The organism is Methanolobus sp. ZRKC3, assembly GCF_045291275.1.
Classification (GTDB): domain Archaea; phylum Halobacteriota; class Methanosarcinia; order Methanosarcinales; family Methanosarcinaceae; genus Methanolobus.
This window is the reverse complement of record NZ_CP146982.1, coordinates 358,911-381,054: the sequence shown is the minus strand read 5'-3', so window position 1 is coordinate 381,054 and position 22,144 is coordinate 358,911. Positions and strand designations below refer to the sequence as shown.

General features: G+C 42.5%; 20 protein-coding genes, 1 tRNA gene and 3 rRNA genes. 13 read left to right on the top strand and 11 right to left on the bottom strand.

Going from position 1 to position 22,144, the window contains the following annotated elements; genetic code table 11:
* The first annotated feature begins 144 nt into the window (after positions 1–144).
* Positions 145–1,347 (top strand): PGF-pre-PGF domain-containing protein, encoded by a 1,203-nt coding sequence (locus V7O66_RS01835; RefSeq protein WP_406661284.1) that lies wholly within the window; start codon positions 145–147, stop codon positions 1,345–1,347.
* Between the two features lie 167 nt (positions 1,348–1,514).
* Here the strand turns inward: V7O66_RS01835 and V7O66_RS01830 are convergent, their stop codons facing one another.
* The 6 genes from V7O66_RS01830 to V7O66_RS01805 all read right to left on the bottom strand — a co-directional run bounded on the left by V7O66_RS01830 (position 1,515) and on the right by V7O66_RS01805 (position 8,144).
* On the bottom strand, positions 1,515–1,838 hold the full coding sequence (locus V7O66_RS01830) for an ATP-binding protein (RefSeq protein ID WP_406661283.1): 324 nt from the start codon (positions 1,836–1,838) through the stop codon (positions 1,515–1,517).
* A 295-nt stretch (positions 1,839–2,133) separates the two neighbouring features.
* Positions 2,134–2,255, bottom strand: a 5S ribosomal RNA gene (rrf, locus tag V7O66_RS01825).
* 75 nt (positions 2,256–2,330) lie between these two features.
* Positions 2,331–5,259: ribosomal RNA gene (locus V7O66_RS01820) — 23S ribosomal RNA — on the bottom strand.
* 123 nt (positions 5,260–5,382) lie between these two features.
* Positions 5,383–5,455 (bottom strand) — tRNA-Ala (locus V7O66_RS01815).
* A gap of 87 nt (positions 5,456–5,542) precedes the next feature.
* A 16S ribosomal RNA gene (locus V7O66_RS01810) occupies positions 5,543–7,016 on the bottom strand.
* The 16S, 23S and 5S rRNA genes sit together here with 1 tRNA gene alongside, the layout of an rRNA operon.
* Before the next feature lie 438 nt (positions 7,017–7,454).
* The gene (locus V7O66_RS01805; protein ID WP_406661282.1) at positions 7,455–8,144 is read right to left on the bottom strand and encodes a metallophosphoesterase family protein; all 690 of its coding nucleotides are present in this window, start codon (positions 8,142–8,144) and stop codon (positions 7,455–7,457) included.
* Positions 8,145–8,293: 149 nt separating this feature from the next.
* Here V7O66_RS01805 and V7O66_RS01800 point away from each other — a divergent pair, with 149 nt between their 5' ends.
* The 8 genes from V7O66_RS01800 to V7O66_RS01765 all read left to right on the top strand — a co-directional run bounded on the left by V7O66_RS01800 (position 8,294) and on the right by V7O66_RS01765 (position 15,697).
* Positions 8,294–9,163 carry a class I SAM-dependent methyltransferase gene (locus tag V7O66_RS01800; RefSeq protein ID WP_406661281.1) on the top strand — a complete coding sequence of 290 codons (870 nt, stop codon included), beginning with the start codon at positions 8,294–8,296 and terminating at the stop codon, positions 9,161–9,163.
* Between the two features lie 282 nt (positions 9,164–9,445).
* Positions 9,446–9,571 (top strand): symporter small accessory protein, encoded by a 126-nt coding sequence (locus V7O66_RS01795; protein WP_406661280.1) that lies wholly within the window; start codon positions 9,446–9,448, stop codon positions 9,569–9,571.
* The gene (locus V7O66_RS01790) at positions 9,571–11,157 is read left to right on the top strand and encodes a sodium:solute symporter (protein WP_406661279.1); all 1,587 of its coding nucleotides are present in this window, start codon (positions 9,571–9,573) and stop codon (positions 11,155–11,157) included. The genes V7O66_RS01795 and V7O66_RS01790 overlap by 1 nt, the downstream gene beginning before the upstream one ends.
* A 623-nt stretch (positions 11,158–11,780) precedes the next feature.
* Positions 11,781–12,104, top strand: a complete 324-nt coding sequence (locus V7O66_RS01785) for a hypothetical protein (RefSeq protein ID WP_406661278.1) — start codon at positions 11,781–11,783, stop codon at positions 12,102–12,104.
* Between the two features lie 62 nt (positions 12,105–12,166).
* Positions 12,167–12,388: a PEF-CTERM sorting domain-containing protein gene (locus V7O66_RS01780; protein ID WP_406661277.1), complete on the top strand. Its 222-nt coding sequence runs from the start codon at positions 12,167–12,169 to the stop codon at positions 12,386–12,388.
* 819 nt (positions 12,389–13,207) lie between these two features.
* Positions 13,208–13,783, top strand: a complete 576-nt coding sequence (locus V7O66_RS01775) for a YdeI/OmpD-associated family protein (protein WP_406661276.1) — start codon at positions 13,208–13,210, stop codon at positions 13,781–13,783.
* Between the two features lie 205 nt (positions 13,784–13,988).
* Positions 13,989–14,114 carry a symporter small accessory protein gene (locus V7O66_RS01770; protein ID WP_406661275.1) on the top strand — a complete coding sequence of 42 codons (126 nt, stop codon included), beginning with the start codon at positions 13,989–13,991 and terminating at the stop codon, positions 14,112–14,114.
* Positions 14,114–15,697 carry a sodium:solute symporter gene (locus V7O66_RS01765; RefSeq protein ID WP_406661274.1) on the top strand — a complete coding sequence of 528 codons (1,584 nt, stop codon included), beginning with the start codon at positions 14,114–14,116 and terminating at the stop codon, positions 15,695–15,697. The genes V7O66_RS01770 and V7O66_RS01765 overlap by 1 nt, the downstream gene beginning before the upstream one ends.
* A 303-nt stretch (positions 15,698–16,000) precedes the next feature.
* Here the strand turns inward: V7O66_RS01765 and V7O66_RS01760 are convergent, their stop codons facing one another.
* The gene (locus V7O66_RS01760) at positions 16,001–16,693 is read right to left on the bottom strand and encodes a metal-dependent hydrolase (protein ID WP_406661273.1); all 693 of its coding nucleotides are present in this window, start codon (positions 16,691–16,693) and stop codon (positions 16,001–16,003) included.
* A gap of 85 nt (positions 16,694–16,778) precedes the next feature.
* Between V7O66_RS01760 and V7O66_RS01755 the strand changes: the two genes are divergently transcribed.
* Both V7O66_RS01755 and V7O66_RS01750 read left to right on the top strand, forming a co-directional pair.
* Positions 16,779–17,948, top strand: coding sequence for a DUF2117 family protein (locus V7O66_RS01755; RefSeq protein ID WP_406661272.1), 1,170 nt, complete (start codon positions 16,779–16,781; stop codon positions 17,946–17,948).
* A 106-nt stretch (positions 17,949–18,054) separates the two neighbouring features.
* Entirely contained in the window at positions 18,055–18,435 is a 381-nt protein-coding gene (locus V7O66_RS01750; protein ID WP_406661271.1) for a transcriptional regulator protein, read from the top strand.
* A gap of 411 nt (positions 18,436–18,846) precedes the next feature.
* Here the strand turns inward: V7O66_RS01750 and V7O66_RS01745 are convergent, their stop codons facing one another.
* Together V7O66_RS01745 and V7O66_RS01740 are read right to left on the bottom strand one after the other, a co-directional pair.
* The gene (locus tag V7O66_RS01745; RefSeq protein ID WP_406662528.1) at positions 18,847–19,053 is read right to left on the bottom strand and encodes a hypothetical protein; all 207 of its coding nucleotides are present in this window, start codon (positions 19,051–19,053) and stop codon (positions 18,847–18,849) included.
* A gap of 2 nt (positions 19,054–19,055) precedes the next feature.
* Entirely contained in the window at positions 19,056–19,181 is a 126-nt protein-coding gene (locus V7O66_RS01740) for a hypothetical protein (protein ID WP_406661270.1), read from the bottom strand.
* A gap of 202 nt (positions 19,182–19,383) precedes the next feature.
* On the opposite strand from V7O66_RS01740, the gene V7O66_RS01735 reads away from it, so the two are divergent.
* Complete coding sequence (locus V7O66_RS01735) at positions 19,384–20,067, top strand: hypothetical protein (protein WP_406661269.1); 684 nt, start codon at positions 19,384–19,386, stop codon at positions 20,065–20,067.
* A 30-nt stretch (positions 20,068–20,097) separates the two neighbouring features.
* On the opposite strand, the gene V7O66_RS01730 is transcribed toward V7O66_RS01735, so the two are convergent.
* Together V7O66_RS01730 and V7O66_RS01725 are read right to left on the bottom strand one after the other, a co-directional pair.
* The gene (locus V7O66_RS01730; protein ID WP_406661268.1) at positions 20,098–20,820 is read right to left on the bottom strand and encodes a MinD/ParA family protein; all 723 of its coding nucleotides are present in this window, start codon (positions 20,818–20,820) and stop codon (positions 20,098–20,100) included.
* A gap of 5 nt (positions 20,821–20,825) precedes the next feature.
* The gene (locus V7O66_RS01725; RefSeq protein WP_406661267.1) at positions 20,826–21,233 is read right to left on the bottom strand and encodes a hypothetical protein; all 408 of its coding nucleotides are present in this window, start codon (positions 21,231–21,233) and stop codon (positions 20,826–20,828) included.
* A gap of 213 nt (positions 21,234–21,446) precedes the next feature.
* Between V7O66_RS01725 and V7O66_RS01720 the strand changes: the two genes are divergently transcribed.
* Positions 21,447–22,136, top strand: a complete 690-nt coding sequence (locus V7O66_RS01720; protein WP_406661266.1) for an RAD55 family ATPase — start codon at positions 21,447–21,449, stop codon at positions 22,134–22,136.
* The last annotated feature ends 8 nt before the right edge of the window (positions 22,137–22,144 follow it).

Sequence of the window (22,144 nt, the reverse complement as noted above, 5' to 3'; positions counted from 1 at the left end):
CGAATCGGATTTTGCATATATAAATAAAAATATATAAATATGGGCAGCCACATAAAACATCTTATATATTTTAGGGTGTTTATGATGGCAAGGGGAAGAAAAATATGTTTTTTTTGCAAGAATTTTTGTTTTGTATTACTGCTGATGCTGATTTGTAGTGCATATGTACAGACCTCTCTAGCACAAGCAACTGTTACCGTTGTTCCATCCAATCCCATTATCCAAACCGACCAGAACTTCAGCATCGATATTATTATTGAGCCTGAGGAAAACTTTGTAGGCTTGCAGATGAATATTCAGTTTGACAATTCCCTTGCCAGCGCAAATGAAGTAAGCGAGGGAGAATTGCTTTCCAACAGCAGCCTATTATACATTTTTAACCCCGGAACCATTGATAACTCCCAGGGTTTTATCAGCGATATCTTTGCAGTTACACTCGGAGCAGGCGGGATAACTAATGATGACAACTTCATTCATGTCAACATGAATGCAGGCAGTGAAGCAGGATACTGCAATATCGGACTGGAGGATGTGATACTAAGTAATTCAAAAGGTGTCGCCATTCCCATTGATGTTACCGGTACAACTATAGAGATAACTGATGAACAGGCTACCCAAATTGAAAGCACGCAAACTCCATCAGGTGGAGGAGGCGGTGGAGGCGGAGGTGTGTCCACTGAAGAAAGTGCAGATAATATCGAACTTGTGGAGACAAAAAAGGTCTACGTCCTGTGCAACAATCAGACATCATACCTCTTTGAAGAAGAAGTAAATCCAATTACATCCATCAATTATCTGTCACTGAAGAATTCCGGATCTATAACAGGGATCATTGAAATATTGAAAGGAACATCTGCCATGGTAGCAGAGAAACCTTCGGGTCTGGTTTATAGGAATATCAATATATGGATAGGGAAATCAGGCTATGCAAACAGTAACAATATAGAATCACCTGTAGTCAATTTTAAGGTTTCCAGACAATGGATGGATGAGAATAGTATTTCTGCAGATTCTATTGTTCTCAAAAGATACAGTTCCGCAAAATGGTATGACCTGCCCACTGAAAAAACAGGGGAAGATGGAAAACATATCTTCTTCGAATCCAAAACCCCTGGATTCTCCTCCTTTTCCATAGTCTCGAGCATACCCTGTGAAAATATCCCAACTGAAACCGAATTTGATTTTAAAGAACTTGAACAACATGTGGATGAACAGGGTTGTAGCTTTGAAGATAATGAAATAGATAGCATTGAAATAGATGGAGGGGAGAATGCAACACTCGAGCAAAATACTGCTTTGCTTCTGTGTTTGTCCTTGTTCTTATTAGCATCCAGAAAAAGATATTGATACTATATTCTATAAAAATCCTTTTTTGCGTTGAGGCCTTGATATTTTCCTGCCGCTTTGTAAAAAAATATCCAATTTTAGAAACTTAGATGACATTTAATAATTCATTTCCTGCTAAGAGGAATGGAAAAACTGAAAGTACTACCTTCTCCGGGTTTACTTTTAACTCACACCTCACCACCATGAAGCTCAGTGAACTTCTTGACCAGAGAAAGACCAAGACCGGTGCCCTGATATAGTTTTTTGGTAGATGGACCCAGTTGTCTGAAGGGTTGGAAAAGTTTCTTTTGATCAGCTTCAGATATCCCAATCCCATTATCTGTTACTGAAACATGAAGCATGCCATTCATGAGATAAGCATTGAAAGACACGTGTCCATCATCATCTGTGAATTTTATCGAGTTGTTCACAAGGTTGTAAAGTGTGATGTTCTTCTTGATGGCCAGTGATTCAAGAACAGCCTGTAAAGGATACCAAAGAAATAAAGACACTTTTGCTTTCAGTTATCGGAGAGATACAAGACACTCACTGATCAGTTCATCTGAAATAAAATTGATGCTGTCATTAAAGCACTTCCAGCCATGAAATGTCCGAACATATCACACTCTATACCTTGCATATTGTATCATGATTCTGTTTATTACTACAATAGATATCTGCAACACTAATTCAAATATTTCTAGTATTCGAACCATAATTATCTACAGAATCATAGATATGGAGAACAAATAAAAGTAGAACTCAGGCATGTAAAATATCAGAAAAAATAGTTAAGAATAGTAAGTGAGATGGCAGCGATCCAGAGTTCCCGAAGACTCTCATACTTCAGTACAGTAAGGAACGCTGGCGGACTTATCTTCTGTGTTCGGGATGGGTACAGGAATTGCCCCGCCGCTATGGCCGCCAAACTCACTCACGATGAATTTGATGAAAAGGACGTGTATAATAATCATGCATATATCAGATTTCGCCTGGACAAAGCAAGGTAGAGAGGCACGGATGGTTAGTAGCCGTGGACTGAACACCTCGTTGCCTTGGTGCGTACATCCCGACTCTATCAAACCGGTCTTCTACCGGAATCCTTAACGTAGTCTCTTTTTAGGTCAGATTTCGAGCTTAGATGCATTCAGCTCTTATTCCTTAGCGCGTAGCTACTCGGCAATGCCTTGTCAGACAACCGATCGACCAGTGGCGCCGCTACTCTGTTCCTCTCGTACTAAAAGTAGCTTACCCTCAGACCACATACACCTCTAGTAGATAGTAACCGACCTGTCTCACGACGGTCTAAACCCAGCTCACGATCTCCTTTAATAGGCGAACAACCTCACCCTTGGCTGCTGCTGCACAGCCAGGATGGAAAGAACCGACATCGAGGTAGCAAGCTGCCGGGTCGATATGTGCTCTTGCCGGCAACGACTCAATTATCCCCGGGGTAACTTTTCTGTCATTTTTGACTCGCACCAAGCGAGTACAAAAGTTCGCTAGAACCGACTTTCGTCTCGTCATCCACTACTGTGCTGAATAACGTCAGGCTGACTTATGCTCTTGCACTCTTCAGTGGGTTTCCGACCCACTTGAGTCAACCATTGCGCGCCCTTGATATCTTTTCAAGGGCGTCCCGCCCCAGGCAAACTGCCCACCTATCGGGGTCCTCTTCACAGAGTTAGGGTCGTAATTTTGGAAGGGTAGTGTCCCAATGACGACTCCAGTGATGCTGGCGCACCACCTTCGATGTCTCCTACCTACACTGTACATCCAAAATCACAACCCAGCGACAGGCTGCAGTAAAGCTCCACGGGGTCTTCACTTCCCCCTAGAGGTCTCTAGACTCTGCACTAGAATGTAAGCTTCACCGGACTCTGGTTAGGGACAGTAGAGCTCTCATTGATCCATTCATGCAAGTCGCCAATTAAGCGACAAGGTACTACGCTACCTTAAGAGGGTCATAGTTACCCCCGCTGTTTACAGGCCCTTCGTTCCGTTGAAACAGAGTTTCAGGTACCTGCACTGAGCAGGATTCAGAGATCGTACTAGTCCTTACGGATTTGCGATCTCCTATGTTGATATTAGACAGTTAGAGCTCTCTTGTCACTGCGACCTGCTGTCTTCACAGCAGGCACTCCTTCTCCCGAAGTTACGGAGCTAATTTGCCGAATTCCCTTAACCAAATTTTTCCGACACGCCTTAGCCTTTTCAGCTAGGGGCACCTGTGTCAGTTCTCGGTACGGACTCATAACTTCCTTTTCACGGGTTCCCGGGTGAAGCTGACTTTCGCCATAACACATTCCCCCGCTTCTCGCCATTACGGCTCTCCACGGGATTCGGTGCTTAGACGGCGCGACGGCGCCGCTCAGCCTGCCCAAAAACGTCAGTTTTATTGTCATGAGGTACAGGAATATTAACCTGTTTCCCTTTCGGCGTACTCGAATTACGGTACGTCTTAGGACCGACTAACCCTCGGCTGACGATCATTGCCGAGGAAACCTAGCCCCTTCGGCGGATGGGATTCTCACCCATCTATGCTGTTACTATTACCAGGATTTTCGTTTCCGCACGGTCCACAGGACTTCACAGCCCTGCTTCTGCCCGAACGCAACGCCTTCCTACGAGATTACCTTGCGGTACTCCGTGGTATCGGTGGTCGACTTGAGCCCCGTCCATTTTCGGGGCCCCAAACCTCGACTGGTGGGCTGTTACGCACTCTTTAAAGGATAGCTGCTTCTAAGCTAACCTTCCAGCTGTCTAGGGCTTAGGACGCCCTTTAGTATTAACACTTAGTCGACACTGAGGGACCTTAACCACGGGCTGGGTTGTCTCCCTTACGGACTACAAGCTTACCCCAGTAGTCCGGACTCCAACTTTCTTCGACGACGGTGAGTTTGGAGTTTGACAAGCAGCTGAGGGATTTCTCCCCCGGGACCACCAATCAGTGCTCTACTTCACCGACAATCTCCAGTCAGGTCATGCTACGACATGTTTCGGAAGGAACCAGCTGATGCCGGGTTAGATTAGCCTTTCACTCCGAGACGCAGGTCACACGAATGATTTGCAGATCAATACCGCTTGCGGTCCTCCACGTAGCTTTCGCCACGCTTCAACCTGCCCACGCCTAGATCACCCGGCTTCGGGTCGTATCCTAGTGACTCCACGCACTTGTATACGTCGCGCCTCACCTTGCGGTTGCGCGCATGTTGCTTTCGCTTCGGCTTCCTAAGTAAAAAGTTAGCCATCGCCACTTGAATACACTCCCTGGCCCGTTCTTCAAAACGTAAAATATGACACTGGCAGTGATATTCGTACTGCAGCCTCGCGACTGTTTCCTTCATATCAAAGATCCTTTTATGCCATATTGCTCCATCACCTTCAGGTTTCAGGCACTTTTAACCTCCCTTCTTGGGGTACTTTTCAGTTTTCGGTCACCCTACTAGTTCGCTATCGGTCTCAAGAAGTATTTAGTTTTGGAAGTTGGTGCCTCCCAAATTCACGCGAGAATTCCAACTCACGCTACTCAGGTTACATCCCAGATCCTTCAATTCTTGTCTACGTGACTATCACACTCTATGGTCTAACGTTCCAGAAAAGTTTAACTTGAATTGAGTGGGACCTTTAGGAAAAACCTATAACACCACATCTCCCGCGCATTACTGGCGGGATTCAGTTTGAACTGTGCCGTGTTCATTCGCCATTACTAACGGCATCTCTTCGATTTCTTTTCCTGCCCCTACTAAGATGCTTCAATTCGGGGCGTTCCCGATCATTACTGATCAATGCGCAAAACGCATTAGGAAGACCCATTAGGAGATCCCAGGTTCATAGGTTCCATGCACCTACCCTGGGCTTATCGCAGCTTGGCACGTCCCTCTTCAGCCCTTGAGCCGAGCCATCCACCTGAAGGCATAATTACCAGAGTCCACCTCACTTTGTCCAGTGAGCGTCTGATATATGCATGCTTATACACGATCTCATTGCAACCGACGTGGGTACGCCGATCACTTCATCCTTCCCGGGCAAAGTTACTTGCCTGGTGCACTAGTATGGACTTGCTGGGATTCGAACCCAGGGCCTTCGCCTTGCAAAGGCGACGATCTCCCAACTGATCTACAAGCCCCTTAGGACTATTGTTGTCCCAATATTGGATTTGACAGTTTATCGATTTCTGACCGGTAATGGTGACTGACTTTGTGTCAGTCTGCTTAGGAGGTGATCCAGCCGCAGATTCCCCTACGGCTACCTTGTTACGACTTAACCCCCCTTGCGAAATTTAGGTTCGAACACGGCACAAAATCCGTGCCCTCACCCATACCTCACTCGGGTGGTTTGACGGGCGGTGTGTGCAAGGAGCAGGGACGTATTCACCGCGCTATATTGAAACGCGATTACTACGGATTCCAGCTTCATGAGGGCGAGTTGCAGCCCTCAATTCGAACTAAGGGCGGGTTTATGAGATTACCAACCCCTTTCAGGGTAGGAACCCATTGTCCCGACCATTGTAGCCCGCGTGTAGCCCTGGAGATTCGGGGCATACTGACCTACCGTAGCCCGCACCTTCCTCTGGTTTAGCACCAGCGGTCCCCACAGAGTACCCATCATCCCGAAGGACATGCTGGCAACAGTGGGCACGGGTCTCGCTCGTTGCCTGACTTAACAGGATGCTTCACAGTACGAACTGACGACGGCCATGCACCTCCTCTCAGCGATTCAGGTAAGACCTTTAGCCTGACCTACATATTGCTGTCGCCCCAGGTGAGTTTTCCGGCGTTGAGTCCAATTAAACCGCAGGCTCCACCCGTTGTAGTGCTCCCCCGCCAATTCCTTTAAGTTTCAGCCTTGCGGCCGTACTTCCCAGGTGGCTCGCTTCACGGCTTCCCTGCGGCACCTGAAACGGTCGCACCGTCCCAGACACCTAGCGAGCATCGTTTACGGCTGGGACTACCCGGGTATCTAATCCGGTTCGTGCCCCCAGCTTTCGTCCCTCACCGTCGGACCCGTTCTGGTAAGACGCCTTCGCCACTGGTGGTCCCACAGGGATTACAAGATTTCACTCCTACCCCTGTAGTACCTCTTACCTCTCCCGGTCCCAAGTCTGACAGTATCCCCCAGAAGCCTAACAGTTGAGCTGTCAGATTTCCCGGAAGACTGATCAAACCGGCTACGGACCCTTTAGACCCAATAATAGTGGTCACCACTCGGGCCGCCGGTGTTACCGCGGCGGCTGGCACCGGTCTTGCCCGGCCCTTGCTAACACATGCCGTTTAAACATGTGGACAGCCAACATAAATGCTGGCACTCGGTGTCCCCTTATCGCGGTTTCCCGCATTGTAAAGTTTTCGCGCCTGCTGCGCCCCGTAGGGCCTGGATTCATGTCTCAGAATCCATCTCCGGGCTCTTGCTCTCACAACCCGTACCCGTCGTAGGCTAGTAGGTACATTACACCCACTACTACCTGATAGGCCGCAGATCCATCCTAAGGCGTCGGAACTTTTAACCAAAAAGCATTCCAGCATATCTGGTTTATTCGGTATTATCTCCAGTTTCCCGGAGTTATGCCGAACCTTAGGGCAGGTTATCCACGTGTTACTGAGCAGTTCGCCATGTTCACGAAGAACATTTGACTCGCATGGCTTAATCGCACACCGATAGCAGTGACCTCTGGCAGGATCAACCAGAATTGTTGATCACACACAAATTTAAGTCTACTTCACTTGGAAGTCTTTAAAGAATCGATCGGAAAAACTCTAAAGAGTTTATTCACTTTGCACATATAGTTTGGCTAATTCTCTATTGATAGTATATTATACACTACCGGTCAGAATTAACCGAACTGCCAAATCCAACGTCAGACAGGAAATAACTCCTGCCTCCACTTATGATTAGAAGACAATAATAAGTCTCTCGCGCTGTGCGAGGACTCCTACAAGGAACCAATGATATATAAACATTCCGAACCAGCGAGATTCGAAGTGTTCCATCAAAGACCTTGGATGAACGTGATTCATGACAAGAAAAAGCTCCTGTCAACGCGCCGTTTACGCGGAACCCTACTAATACAGTCATTGCATATAAGGCTTCCGAATCATAGGAGATTAGAAGCGAATCAAGCAATTTTTTCAGTACCCCCTTCTCAAAATTGCCACCAGTTCACCAGAATGAGGCATCATTTCCCGTATTTTCCGGCAAGTGGTTTCGATATCATAATCACAGCATATGATCTCAGCTTGCATTGGTCCGGTATCAAATACTACACAGCTAGCCCTTGGATCACCATCTCGTGACTGCCCAACGGAACCAGGGTTGATTATAGTAATACCACCAACCACCCTAACAAACGGGATATGCGAGTGACCCACCAGAAGAATATCGGCATCCATTCCTGCGAGCATCCCACTTACCTCACCCTCAGGAGTTTCAGGCTTGATGTATTCATAATTAGAACGCGGACTTCCATGCACCAACTGTAGTTTTTTCCCACCACACTCAAACTTAAGTTCAAAGGGAAGCTGACGCAGAAATTCCCTGTGTTCCTCAGCTATTGCATCCCATGTGTAATCTCTTGTACCTGTTGAAAGGTGCTTGTACTTATACCCGCAGCCGCAGTCAATACCTGAACCTACTGCAGCATCGTGATTTCCAAGAACTGTTTTGATATTGTTGTCCATTATATAGTCAATGCATTCCGCAGGAGAAGGACCATAATCCGCAAGGTCGCCAAGACAGAATACCTCATCATGTGGGACTTGAAGCACCGCATCAAGGGCTTCCTTGTTACCATGAATATCAGATATGAATAAGATTCTCATTTTTTGTTCACCCAGACAATTACCAAGAGAAACGAAATAAAGCACCTAAGCTTCTGGTATTTCAAATTATGTTGAAATACATATAAGGCTTTGCATTTCAGGTGATTTTGAAATGCTACTTTTTTATCCTTTCAAGACAATCTTATAGTATGTCGCTTAAAACAATTGGGAAAGTGGTTAATTTTGCAGATTCTGAGACTATGGAACTGCTCGCCTTGTGGAAAGAAGCTGTCAGCGAGGTGGAGCTGAACAAGCATACCCATGCATCATCCTACATTCATGATGAATATTCACATTATATAATACTTCATGAGCCACTGGACATGCAGTTCTCAAAAAAGCACGATGAATGGAACAAGAGATTCTGTAAAGACAGCAGCGCATCAGTTGCCAAACTTATCAGGCAGGAGAACAACAAGCTGTATTTCAAGGGAATACTTGCTGCAAACAATTCTTCTGTTTACGGAATAATCCCCTACACATCATTCGATAACCAGGAAGCAACATACCCAAAACCAGAAATGGAGATACTTAAGAAAACCGTTTATGCAGATGTCATGCCAGTCGTCAAAGGAAAAAACATGCTGGATATAGGATGCGGACTTGGAGCTGCAACCATTCAAATAGCACAGAACAATCCTTCATCAAAGGTCACAGGCGTCGACCTTCTGGAAGGAACAATACGCCAGTGCCGTCTCAACACCGAGACCTATGGCATCGACAATGTGCAGTTTGAAGCTGCAAGCGTTTATGACCTACCCTTCGAAAACAGAAAATACGATGCTGTAACCTGCTTCTTCATGCTGCATCATCTAGACGACATACCCAAAGCACTTTCAGAAATAGGAAGAGTACTTGATGACGGAGGAAAGGTATTTGCTGTGGAACCCCTTGACCATCACCACGGAACTAAGAGGGAAGAAGAGCACTGGATCACGCTTTTTGAAGATGCCGGGTTCAATGCAAAAGTTAAGCAGATCAGCAGGGCTGCTTTTATAGAAGCCAGCATTAAAAAATAAACTTCTTTCTTTTTTTCTTAGGAGGAATCGGGTACTGCATGTACCCGATTTTTTGTGTATGATTGTTTGAGGTAAACTGTGTTTTTATAATTGTGAAGACAATCACGCACATATGAATATTACAAAATTTTATTTTCGTAATACTTTTTCTACTATTCCTTGATATAATAAATAGATTATGCGTGTTTTTTACCCCAGTAAAAGTGTTACTAGCGAATCGAAAACCTAATATGTATGATTCATGCTAACATCTGTCATCATGGTTTTTAGGAGAAGTGCGACATGTTAGGAATAAATGATCCACAGATATGGATTGCATATCTTTTGTGCTTCGTAAGCGCAATTGGATGCATTCTTTACGGAGTGATCCATTGGAACGATGGTGAGGAAAAAGGAGATGGTAATTAATGGCCATTAACACACCATTACTTGGTATTTTAGTTCTCATCTACCTGATAGTAGTATTCTATTTTGGTTGGCTGGGATACAAGCAGACAAAAAACACTGATGATTACATGCTTGCCGGCAGGAAGGTCAACCCATTCGTACTGGCTTTATCGTACGGTGCAGCTTTTATCAGTACCTCCGCAATAATCGGTTTTGGCGGATATGCCGGAGCATTTGGAATGGGAGTCTTATGGCTTGTATTCATGAACATATTCATCGGAATATTCATCGCTTTTATAATATTCGGCTCCAGAACCAGACGTATGGGTGCGAACCTCAAAGCAGTCACCTTCCCCGAACTCATTGGAAAAAGGTACCAATCACGTTTCATACAGGGATTTTCAGGTGCACTTATTACCATATTCATGCCACTATACGCAGGTGGCGTGCTCATCGGAGGAGCACGTTTTATGGAAGTTGCCCTTGATATAAACTATAATACAGCCGTACTCTTGCTTGCTGTCATAGTTGCAGCCTATGTTATCAGTGGTGGACTCATAGCGGTCATGTACACTGATGCATTGCAGGGTGCACTCATGTTTGTCGGAATGGCAATGCTTTTTGTCCTGACCTATTCAAAACTTGGAGGAATAAGCACAGCACACCAGTCACTTACTGATATGGCACATCTGGTTCCTGAAAACCTGGCAGCCATCGGACATACAGGATGGACATCAATGCCTACAATTGGCTCCCCTGTGTGGTGGACACTCTTTTCCACGATCATCCTTGGTGTTGGGATCGGTGTACTCGCACAACCACAGCTTGCAGTCAGGTTCATGACAGTCGAAAGCACAAGGTCACTCAAAAGAGCAGTACTCTCAGGCGGACCTTTCATCTTCATGATGGCAGGTGTAGCCTACGTGGTCGGAGCACTTTCAAACGTTTATTTCCTGGATACAAGAGGAGTCATATCCCTTGAAGCAGCAGGCGGTAACATCGATAAGATCATGCCCGAATACATCTACAGTGCAATGCCTGATTATTTCGTCATATTCTTCCTGCTAACCCTGCTTGCAGCTGCAATGTCAACACTGAGTTCACAGTTCCATACCATGGGCACAGCCATCGGACATGACTTCTACAGAGAATTTGTCATGAAAGGGAAGATTGGCAATACCATCAATATCACAAGGTTAGGAATAGCAACGACCATTGTTATCAGCGTCACTCTGGCCTACGTACTACCAATAGGAATTATTGCACGTGCAACAGCCATATTCTTCGGGCTTTGTGCTGCAGCATTCCTTCCGATGTACAGTGGAGCAATATTCTGGAAACGCATGAATCGCCAGGGTGCAACCGCAAGTCTGCTCGTAGGAACATTTGCAAGTCTGTTCTGGCTTACTTTTGTTCATGCGAAAGAAGCAAATGCACTGGGCATCAGCCAGGCGCTCTTTGGAAAAGCAACCTTGCTTACAGGTACATGGACACTTGTTGATCCAATCCTTGTTGCAACACCACTTGCTTTTGTAGTAGCTATTGTTGTCAGCCTTATGACAAAGCCTGATTCTGAAGAACATATAGAACTTTGTTTCAAAAAGTAGGTTGATATGGCCAATGATGGTCATTTCTTTTTCTTTTCTTTTTTCTTTGAATATTTCAATTATGAAAAAATAGTTTTATGAGCCATGAAAGAAAGAACTGGAATTCGCCATCCAGCCAGTAGCAGAAGATTACCAGTTATTCTTAAATAATAGTTAAATGAGATCTCATTTATTTTATTCATGTGAATACTACATGAAAATGATCCAAGGATGCTTCATACTCATTTTTACGATTGACTAATGTTATTGACAAAAGATAACATCGCCACTCATTGGCCCCCCCATAGTTAATCTTTTAAAGATAATTCCATGCTTCGCCTTCGAGTGGCCTGATTTTTATAGAGTCATTTTTGACAATTACTGCAACTCGACGCCTACATCGAAATTACCCTTCCGCATGGATGAAGAGATAACAATTTGGCCCTTGCTTGTCATTGTTGCAGTTCTAATGCCTACGATTAACATTGTTCCATAACCCCTATTTTTGTCCTACATTTTATTTTTTTATAAATATGCCGATATTAATTCCTTTTGAAGTAAGCTTATTTCTGAGTTCAATTTCGCAAACAAATTATAAGAATAGTAATTATATGTATATGTGCTTTAAAAAATTAAAGCGTAAATTGGAAATATATTTAAATGTAACTAACAAGGGGTTAGAAAATGAAGACAATTCAAAGAAAATTGCCATTGTTCTTGGAATGCTTGTTTGCATTGCCATGAGTAGTGTAGCATACGCGGGCACGGGGGAACTTAACTGGGATCCAGATGCTCCCGGTGCTGACATACATGATCCACCCATAACAATAGGTGCCGGGGAGGCAGCTTTTTTCTGGCAGGATAGTACTGTGCCGGAACCTATTACCACCCCAATACCTAGTTATTCCGATCCATTTACTTTCACGTCTGCTGGCCAAGCAACGGTTACATTAGAGATTGTTGCTTAACAGGTGACGTGTTCGAGATCTATGACAATGGCGTTCTACTCGGCACTACCAGCGATGTGCCCATGTATGGACCCACGCTTAGCAGTGGATGCTTCATTGTTGGAGCCGGGTCGCATTCGATAGAGATGGTGACCATAAAAGGATATAATTATGGTATGGGGTATATCAAAGTAGAATCAGGGGCTGGTTCTGGATGTACAGAAATCCCAGAGTTCCCAACAATGGCACTCCCAGTAGCTGCAATACTCGGCCTAGCATTCATATTCCAGCGCAGGAGAGACTGATATTCAATGAATGGGAGGTTTTAATCCTCCATCTATTTTTTATAAAATAACTATTCAGGCAGTCCAGTGCCAACATCTCTTAGATAGAGTATAGAATTAACTCATGTAAGTCGCTATTTTAGACACAGGAATCTAAATAAAGGATTCGTTGTATGCGATCATCTGACAGATGAGAAGATGGATATACTTGCCAAGATGATAAAGGGAATCCTCTGCTTATACTTAATCTTCAGGAAATGATTGAGCGACACCAGAGAATGATAAATACCCTTGATCAACGACTTGATTTTTGGGAGTTTGTAGGTTCAGTTGATACCAAGTATTTCCAGAAAATAGTCAATATGGAAGCAAACATAGATTTCATCACTATCATTTGATCAAAATTTGATGAAATATTCATTTTTTACAGGGATGTTCTTGACTTTAAGCTCAAGTTCAAATTGGATAGTTACATAGAATTCGAAAACCCTGGTGTGAGGTTCGTTATTTCTACGCATGAAATTATGGCAGATGCAACAAAGCACGAAATTTTTAAGCAGGATAGAAAATGACTTTCTTTCGAACTTGCTTTTCATGCAGAATCACCAGATGATGTAGATAAAAATTATGATGAGATCATAAAGAAAGGAACAATTCCGATTAGTCCCCGGAAGAGATACTATAGAACCAGAGGGGGAAATTTTTCGCTAATCCCGATGTCAATATTCATGAAACTTTTGCAGACATTACACAAACAAGCCCATTATATCCCCCCTTTTCCAGCAGCTAGACCATGATTATAGATAGTAAATTTCAGAAAGAAAAAACAATTAAAACAATATGGACTCCCCCAACACAATATATGTAACGACCAGAGAAGAGTGGCGCAAATGGTTGCAAAAGAACCATGATAGCTCCAAAGTAATCTGGCTGATATTATTCAAAAAACATACTGGGGAACCCACTATCCCCTATGAAGATGCAGTGGAAGAGGCATTATGCTTTGGCTGGATAGACAGTAAGGTCAAAACAGTTGACGATAAGAGGTATATGCAAAAATATACCCCTCGCAAAGATAATAGTATCTGGTCAGCAATCAATAAACAAAGAGCACAGAAACTCATTAGAGAAGGAAGGATGACAACGGCAGGTCTGGAAAAGATCGAAGAAGCAAAGATAAATGGAAAATGGTCAGATCCATATACAGCAAAAAAGAAGCTACCCATTCCCACTGAGCTAAAAGAAGCCTTGATGAAAAATGAAATGGCATGGCAGAACTTCAACCGATTTGCTAATTCCTATAGAGACCTATATATTGGATGGATTGCCGATGCAAAAAGAAGCGATACCCGAAAAAGAAGAATTGAAGAAGTCGTAAAGAGATCCGAACTAAACCAGAAACCTGGTATGAAGTGAGACTCGTAAATCCTCCTTTTAAACAAAACAGGTTGATATAAACAACCACTTTTATTTCCCCCATATTCGTTTTCTATCATTTTTTCATTTTTCAAAATGTGCACAAATTCACACTGAGAAAACTTATATAAAAGTGAATGATAACGTATGACATGATAATACATATCATGATTTTATAGTAAAAACGGTAAAAGGAGTTACAATTATGCTTGGAATTGATGATCCGCAGATATGGATTGCCTATGTCCTGTGCTTCCTGAGTGCCATTGGATGCATAGTCTATGGTGTTTTGAAATGGAACGATGGCGCAGATGATGAAGAGGTGCTCTAATGGTTTTAAGTACACCAGTGCTCGGTGTTGTTATGTTGATCTATTTGATGATCATCTTCTACCTGGGATGGATAGGGTATAAGAAAACAGAGAGATCCGAAGACTACATGGTTGCAGGAAGGAAAATTAATCCCTACATCCTTGCACTATCCTATGGTGCAACGTTCATCAGTACTTCAGCCATTATAGGATTTGGAGGAGCTGCCGGTGCTCTTGGAATGGGATTGCTTTGGCTGGCTGTGATGAACATAGTTGTAGGGATCTTTATAGCCTTTGTCATATTCGGTTCAAGGACAAGACGCATGGGAGCAAAACTCGATGCGGTCACCTTCCCCGAACTACTAGGAAGAAGGTTCCAGTCCAGATTCATTCAAGGGTTCTCAGGTGCACTGATCGGCATATTCATGCCCCTTTATGCAGGAATTGTCCTTATTGGAGGAGCAAGATTCGTTGAAACCGCCCTTGGCATAGACTATGATGTTGCAGTCCTTATCCTCACTGTCATTGTTGCTGCTTATGTCATCACAGGCGGACTCATCGCAGTCATGTATACCGATGCACTTCAGGGTGCACTTATGTTTATAGGAATGGCAGTATTGCTCGTTCTCACCTACATCAAACTCGGAGGTGTCACTGCAGCCCACTCGGCACTCACAGCCATGGACAACCTTGTGCCTGAAAGCCTTGCAGCTGGAGGACATCTGGGGTGGACATCAATGCCGGCCTTCGGATCCCCCATATGGTGGACACTCGTCTCAACATTGGTGCTGGGAGTAGGCATTGGTGTGCTTGCACAACCTCAGCTTGCAGTCAGGTATATGACCGTAAAAGATGATCGGGCATTGAATAGGGCCGTTCTTGTAGGAGGACCATTCATACTCATGATGACCGGGGTTGCATTTACAGTAGGTGCACTATCAAACGTTTATTTCTTCAATAAACTCGGGATAATCTCCGTTGTAGCTGCAAAGGGAAATACAGACCTCATAATGCCCGAATACATTAACAGCGCAATGCCTGAACTCTTTGTCATACTCTTCATGCTTGTATTGCTCGCTGCAGCCATGTCCACACTCAGCTCCCAGTTCCACACAATGGGAACCGCTATCGGACATGACTTTTACCGCCAGTATATAAAGAAAGGAGAACTGGGGCAGACTATAAACATCACACGTGCAGGAATAGCATTTACCATCATTGCAAGCGTAATATTTGCATACATACTTCCAATAAGTATCATCGCACGCGCAACAGCAATTTTCTTCGGACTTTGCGCAGCAGCCTTCCTCCCAATATATACAGGAGCTCTGTTCTGGAAGCGTATGACAAAACAAGGTGCAATTGCAAGTCTGCTTGTTGGAACCTTTGCAAGCCTCTTCTGGATTACGTTCATACATGCAAAGGAAGCTGTGCCACTTGGCATAAGTCAGGCAATCTTTGGAAAAGCCACGATACTCACAGGCACCTGGACCGTTGTTGACCCTATTCTGATTGCAACACCACTTGCATTTATAGCAGCAATTATGGTAAGTCTGGCGACAAAGCCAAGCCCACAGGAGCATCTTGATAAGTGCTACAAGTGAAGTGAAACGAGACAGAATAAAGCGAAAATATTAGCAAATCCTTGTGGGCAAAGAATTGTCCACTACTTTTTTCAGCTGTTCTTTTTTACAAGTAGCCAAGAATTCTTTCAGATAATAACATTTACAGAAATATTTGAAAAATGGTGTATAAAGTTAATGGCAAAAGCCGTATGACGAGAACTTGAGGGGATATAATATTTTATAAATACAACTTGACTTTTGCCTAATATAACCTCTACATAATAAAATATAAACCTATCCATAGAGCAGCGAAAAACAACAGCAAAATTGCGTTATTTCATTTTAGATATCGACCTGTTCATTAACATCCATTATGAGAACATCTGCATTAGACATCGTTTTTACCAAATCTCTGAAAATTATGGGATCCTGCTCTATCTGCTCGAAAGTATTGTAATGCATGGGAATTGCCAGTTTTGGCTGTAACATCCGGACCGCAACTGCGGCATCTCTCACATCCATTGTATATCTGCCCCCTATGGGAACTATTGCAACATCGGGTTTATAGAGCTCAGAAATAAGTTCCATATCCCTGAAAAGGCCCGTGTCACCTGCATGGTAAATAGATATATCATTAATAGTGATAACAAAACCAGCAGCTCTGCCACCATCAAAGCTCCATTCGGATTCATCAATGGAAGAGGAATGCCTGGCATCAGTCATTGTAAAACTGATATCGTCCACTTTCACAGTACCACCAATATTCATCCCAATTGTCTGGATACCCTTTGACTTCAGGTATTGTGAGACCTCATGAATACAGACCACCGTACATCCAGTTCTTTTCGCTATTTCTACCGTATCCCCCAGATGATCCGAGTGACCATGAGTAACGGCAATGATATCAGGGTCAAGTTCTGATGCTGAAACCGTAGCCACAGGATTTTCATCAATAAATGGATCAATAAGGATCACCTTTCCGGAAAAAATCTCAAAGCAGGAATGACCGAGCCATGTAAGTCTAACTTTGTTCATAGCTTTCAGGTGGAACTTATGAAACTAATAGTTTATTGTTCCGGGAATCATTATATTCACACAAGCAAATATAGAAATGAGAAATATGGAAATAGGTATAGTTATCCACGGTCCGCATATTGTTGATACAGGTATGGCCTTAAAGATCATCGAGATACTTGCCAGGTACGGGAACTGCACAGCCAGAATGGCCGGCACCATTGGAAAAACTGCCGTACTTGATGCCCACATGGAAAATACCATTGACATTAAAGCATCTATGAAACCAAGTGAATGCATAGAGGATTTTTTCAAGACAAAGGATGTTGTCTTTCTGCTTAACCATGGAAAAAGCATCTACAACGGATACTACTTTGCCAATATAGTGGTCTCAAAACTCAGCAATCGAAACTGCAAACCACTTATCCAAGTGGAAAGACCTTCAAGTTCTGACGGAGAGATAATTCCCTGGAACAAAGGATCCATCCCCCTTGCACAGGACATATCCAGAGTACTTGAACTACCCTTGTCTGATGTTCCCGATACGGTCACACCCATTCGTATAGAAGACCATGGCCACAGGATAATAAGGAAGGTCTACGGAGTGCATCCTGGAGAGAAGATACTTGTCAATGGGATCATTGTTGGCTTTTCAAATTCAGAGGACATACAGATAGTCACAGAAGACGGATTTATCACCGACATCAAGGGCGCTGAAATAAAACAGCACGGGCTGGAAAAATTACACGCTTATGAAGATAGAATACCTATTGACATCACCAAATGCTGGGTCAAAAGTGGACCCTTAAGAAGTAACGATTTTTCAGTCAGGAGTAATTCTGGCCATCAGCCGGAAATAAAACCTTTTACCGAAAATAGTAAGCCGGCTCTGGACATGGATTCAAGCCAGCAAATACGAGTAGCAATAATAGATCATGAAGCTGAAAGGACATTTGAGATCATCGAAGATGCACAGGTTGTGGTAACTGTTGGCGATGATACAACAGAGATTGCAGGTGACATACTCTACAGGCTCAACATACCCATCATAGGAATAACTGACGGAGACAGGGATGGATTTTCCCACAGAACCCACATCTACCCAGGATCGATGGTATTCAGGGTCATGTCCGGGCATGATGACATCGTTGGCAGAAAAATAAAAGAAGAACTATTCCTGGATCAGAAGATTGCATCTTTCAATTCACTGGAAGACATCATGAATGAAATTCAATTGCTTGTTAAAGAATTTATAGAAACAGTCACCCATTATTAATCTATTCTCACTTTAATTTTGAGCATATATAACTTTAAATATAATAATGACATAACTAGAGAATAGAAGCTCGTACATGAGCCAACTAATAAGGGGTTATTAGACTATGAAAGATTTCGAAGTAAAAATATTGGATGATACAGACTACAAGTTCATTGATGCCTTGAAGAGTCTGGGAATGTCAAGAAACGTTGCTACAACACTCACCTACCTTTCAAACGTGGATGAAGCATCATCCCAGGAAATTGAGATGAGTACAGGTCTGAGACAGCCTGAAGTTAGTGTTGCAATGAGACACATGCGTGAAAGAAGTTGGATCGAGATCCACAACAAAAAAGCAATAGGAAAAGGCAGACCTACAAAGATTTACAAGCTTTCAGCTCCTGTTGAATCCATCATCAAACACTATGAACAGAAGATCATAGAAGACACAAAGACAACGATGGATGCTATCACAAAGCTTAAAGATATCACTAAAAGGATGTAAATCCTAGCTCAATTGAGCTTTAATATGAGCAATAAAGATAACCTTGACACAACAGTCAAGGTTACGCACTCATAATTAAACTACTACTTCTTTTTACTTGATTCTTGTATACTTTTAAACTGATTTCTACACCATATTTCTTTTCAGAACAAAGAACACCGTTTCAACCAGATTTCTATTATGATACAGTGTTTCATTAAACGCCCAATCACTTTCCTGAGATCCCCAGACATAGTTTATCAATAGCTATTGCATACTTTACATCATGCATAGGTTTTCCAGAATCCTGAAAATAATAGTGGATACAAGATTTACAGCAAATCCACTAGTATATTTTAAAAAATATGATTAAAAAATAAATAGAAAAATGATTTTTCCACAGAGCCTAAATCCTAATGTATTCGATTAGATTTAGCCCTGTGATGCAACACATATTATGGTTAAGTCTCCGGATACAGCCATTCCATCAAATGGAACGGCATGCCCTTCTTTTAAAATAAGAACGGTTTCTTGATTTATATCAAGAATTTCCAGAACTTTTTCATAGGTCGTACCTTCCGAAACCTCCAGTTCCCTGCCAGGCATGTCGGAATTTAACAATTCTATATTCAGTTTCACATTCAATCTGATACTTCACCGCCCTCTGAAACCAGATCTTTGAGGTTTTCCTGTATAAGCTTTTCTTCCAGTTCTACAGATTTCCTTTCGCCTTTTCTTTCAGTACTTCTCTTTTGAAACTTTGACATACAAAATCACCTCAAATAACATCTGTTGCAATAGCTTTTAATCTTTTCGGACATAGATTGCGAAAAACAATTAGCGTTGAAGGTAATAATGAACGAATAATTGCAACAACAGATATTCTGGAGAAATTGTTCTTTCTTTACCATTATATTAATATTACAAAAATGAATAGATGATAGTAATAAAGATCAATGGCTAACTTGTATGATAAAAAACAACATAGAAACCCTGTTTCCAATCCACCTTCTGGAATCAATCAATGGAAAAAGTCTAATCTTCCGATACTCCGAAGATGTAAAAATGCCCGCCATAATCTCCGGCATTGTTTCTGACATTCACAATTACTTCCAGATTCCCATAATTTACCTGTACAGGGAAGAAAAGTCTGAAAACATTATTCAGAATCTCAACGGTAATGTGGTAGTTCTTGAGATATCCAGGAACCTGACCAGTACGATGATGAAGCTGGAAAAACTACTTTTTGGTAACAGGCATATAGTGATCATTGATGAGCTCGAGGATCTACTGCTTTTTGCAGAAGGAAGAGCCAATCAGAGATTCCTTGAAACACTCATCAGAAAAAGCAGTGAAAACCAGGGAATACTATTGTCGTCATACAAAAATGATTCTCTTGATGCCACTCTTGAAAAAAGCATTGTGAAAAACTACGACATAGCCTTCGATGTCGATACGAATATGATCATAATGAACGGTGCATCCGAAAGAGAGCAAATCAATTACTTACTCACGGATACAGGATTATCCATTAGATCAGCTCCATCAACTGATACAGATAAAATAAAAGAGCTATTCAGGCTAACACCTGAAGAAAGAGAAGAGCTTGACATGATCGTAGGCGAGCAGATCAAAGAGTTAGATCTATCCTGATCCACAGACCATACTAGCCCATGCATAAGCTCAGACAAGTTTATCAGCAATGTCCTTTAGATGGACACAATAAGCACATCCAGGATCATCCAACATGACGATCTTCCGGGACCAGGTACGTGCCACAGATTCATCAAATGGTATCGATCCAAGTAAATTAGTACCGAGCTTATCACTGAAATCTTTAACTACATCACCTATCTCCTTTTGCTTGTCCTTTGGAGTTCTGTTGAACAACAGATTTGCATGTGTACCTAATTTATCTGCCATGCTGGAAAGAATATAAGTTCCCCTGATATCCTGAACATCTATGGTTGAGATAATAGTAGCCTCATCTGCGATGTTCATCACCAGCAAGCTCGACTTGTTAATACCGGGACTGCAATCGAACAGGAAATAATCTATATGGAATTCACTTTTTATAGATTTAATAAGCTCCTTCATTTTACTTCGTGCTTCCTGGGGAGTCTTGAAGAATGTAGATATATCCTCCTCGCATGCCCTTGTAGGCACTATGAAAAGATCAAGATCACCATACTCATAGACCACATCTTTTGCATTGCATGCATCCTGCAGAAAATCGATCAATGTTTTTTCATACTTGATGTCAAACAAAGAGTGAATACCAGGACCGCTCACATCAGTATCGATGATACAGACCCTCTGACCGTTTTTGGCAAGCAGGATTCCGAGGTTACCAACAAGAGTTGTCTTCCCGGTGCCGCCCTTATAGGAGTGGAAACTTAGCAACATTGATCTCACCCAAGCAATTGATCCAGTTTGCTTTCAACTTCTTCGACTGCAGACCAGTACTCATCCTTCTCAGCAAGTACTCTCTTCTTCAGGGAATAATATATTTTTTTACCCTTCCGTTCTCTTTCGATCCAACCTGCACGATAAAGTTCATTCAGATATTTGTTCTCAATTGATCTGTGCCTACCAGTGATGTTACTGACCTCATCAGCTGTGCAGAATTCCAGTTTTGAAACTGCAAAAAGGGATTTGCGAATTGAATCAGGCACATTAAGGAAGACAGCCATCTTATCATCCACCCGGGGAGAAGAAGATAGTTCAAGTTTGGAAATACGTGCTTCCAGTGACTTGATATGCCTTTCCAGGTTCGCCAATTTTCCTAAAACTTCATTCTCATTATTTAATTCCGACATGGCTACCAACATAAATATGATGAATTATTAAGCTTAAGCTATTTCGATTGATTTAATATTATATAAGGCTGCTTAAGGACATACCTGCCTTACGAATTCCCCGTAATTGATTTTGAAAATAGAATCATCATGCAGAAATATAGTGCCCATATATTATTTACATTTACAAAAAATATATAAATAATTATAACATTGACGTTTTAGGAAGATAAAATGAGAAAATCGTCTTATATAACGGGTTTGGATGAGATTCTCTGCGGAGGATTTGTAGGATCATCAAGCATTTTGATAGCAGGAGAAACCGGAACTGGCAAGACTAACCTATGCATCCAGTCATTGTTTGAGGCTGCAAAGAATGGAGAAACATGCACCTATATTTCACTGCTCTCTGAGTCAGAAGATAAAATATTAGCCACGCTTTCAAGTTTTAGTTTTTTTGATCAAGATGTACTTGACTCAGGTAAGCTTAGCATCCATTCAATTGATTCTGATATCATTTGTAAAGGAGACTTTTCCCTCTTTGAATACATCAATGAAAATGTGCTCAACTCATCACCATCACGCGTTGTCATTGATCCGGTAACCGTCCTTGAAGAAATAGACAGTACTTTTGAAGAAAGACAACTCAGAGGATGCGAGTTGAGAACCTTTGTCCAAAATTTGTTTTTTGAATTTGAAGAGAGAAATATAATTCTTATGGTAACTGGAGAGATCCCGGAAACTGCAATTAACATTAGCAAATGGTCGTATATCGCAGACACTGTACTGTTCCTGGAAAAGAAGCTTGATGGAAATAATTTGCAAAGGCATATGGAGATCATCAAGAACAGGTGTAGCGGATACATACCGGGAAAACATGCATACACCATAACAGCAGATGGAATTAAATTGATTCAGCAATGATAATATAT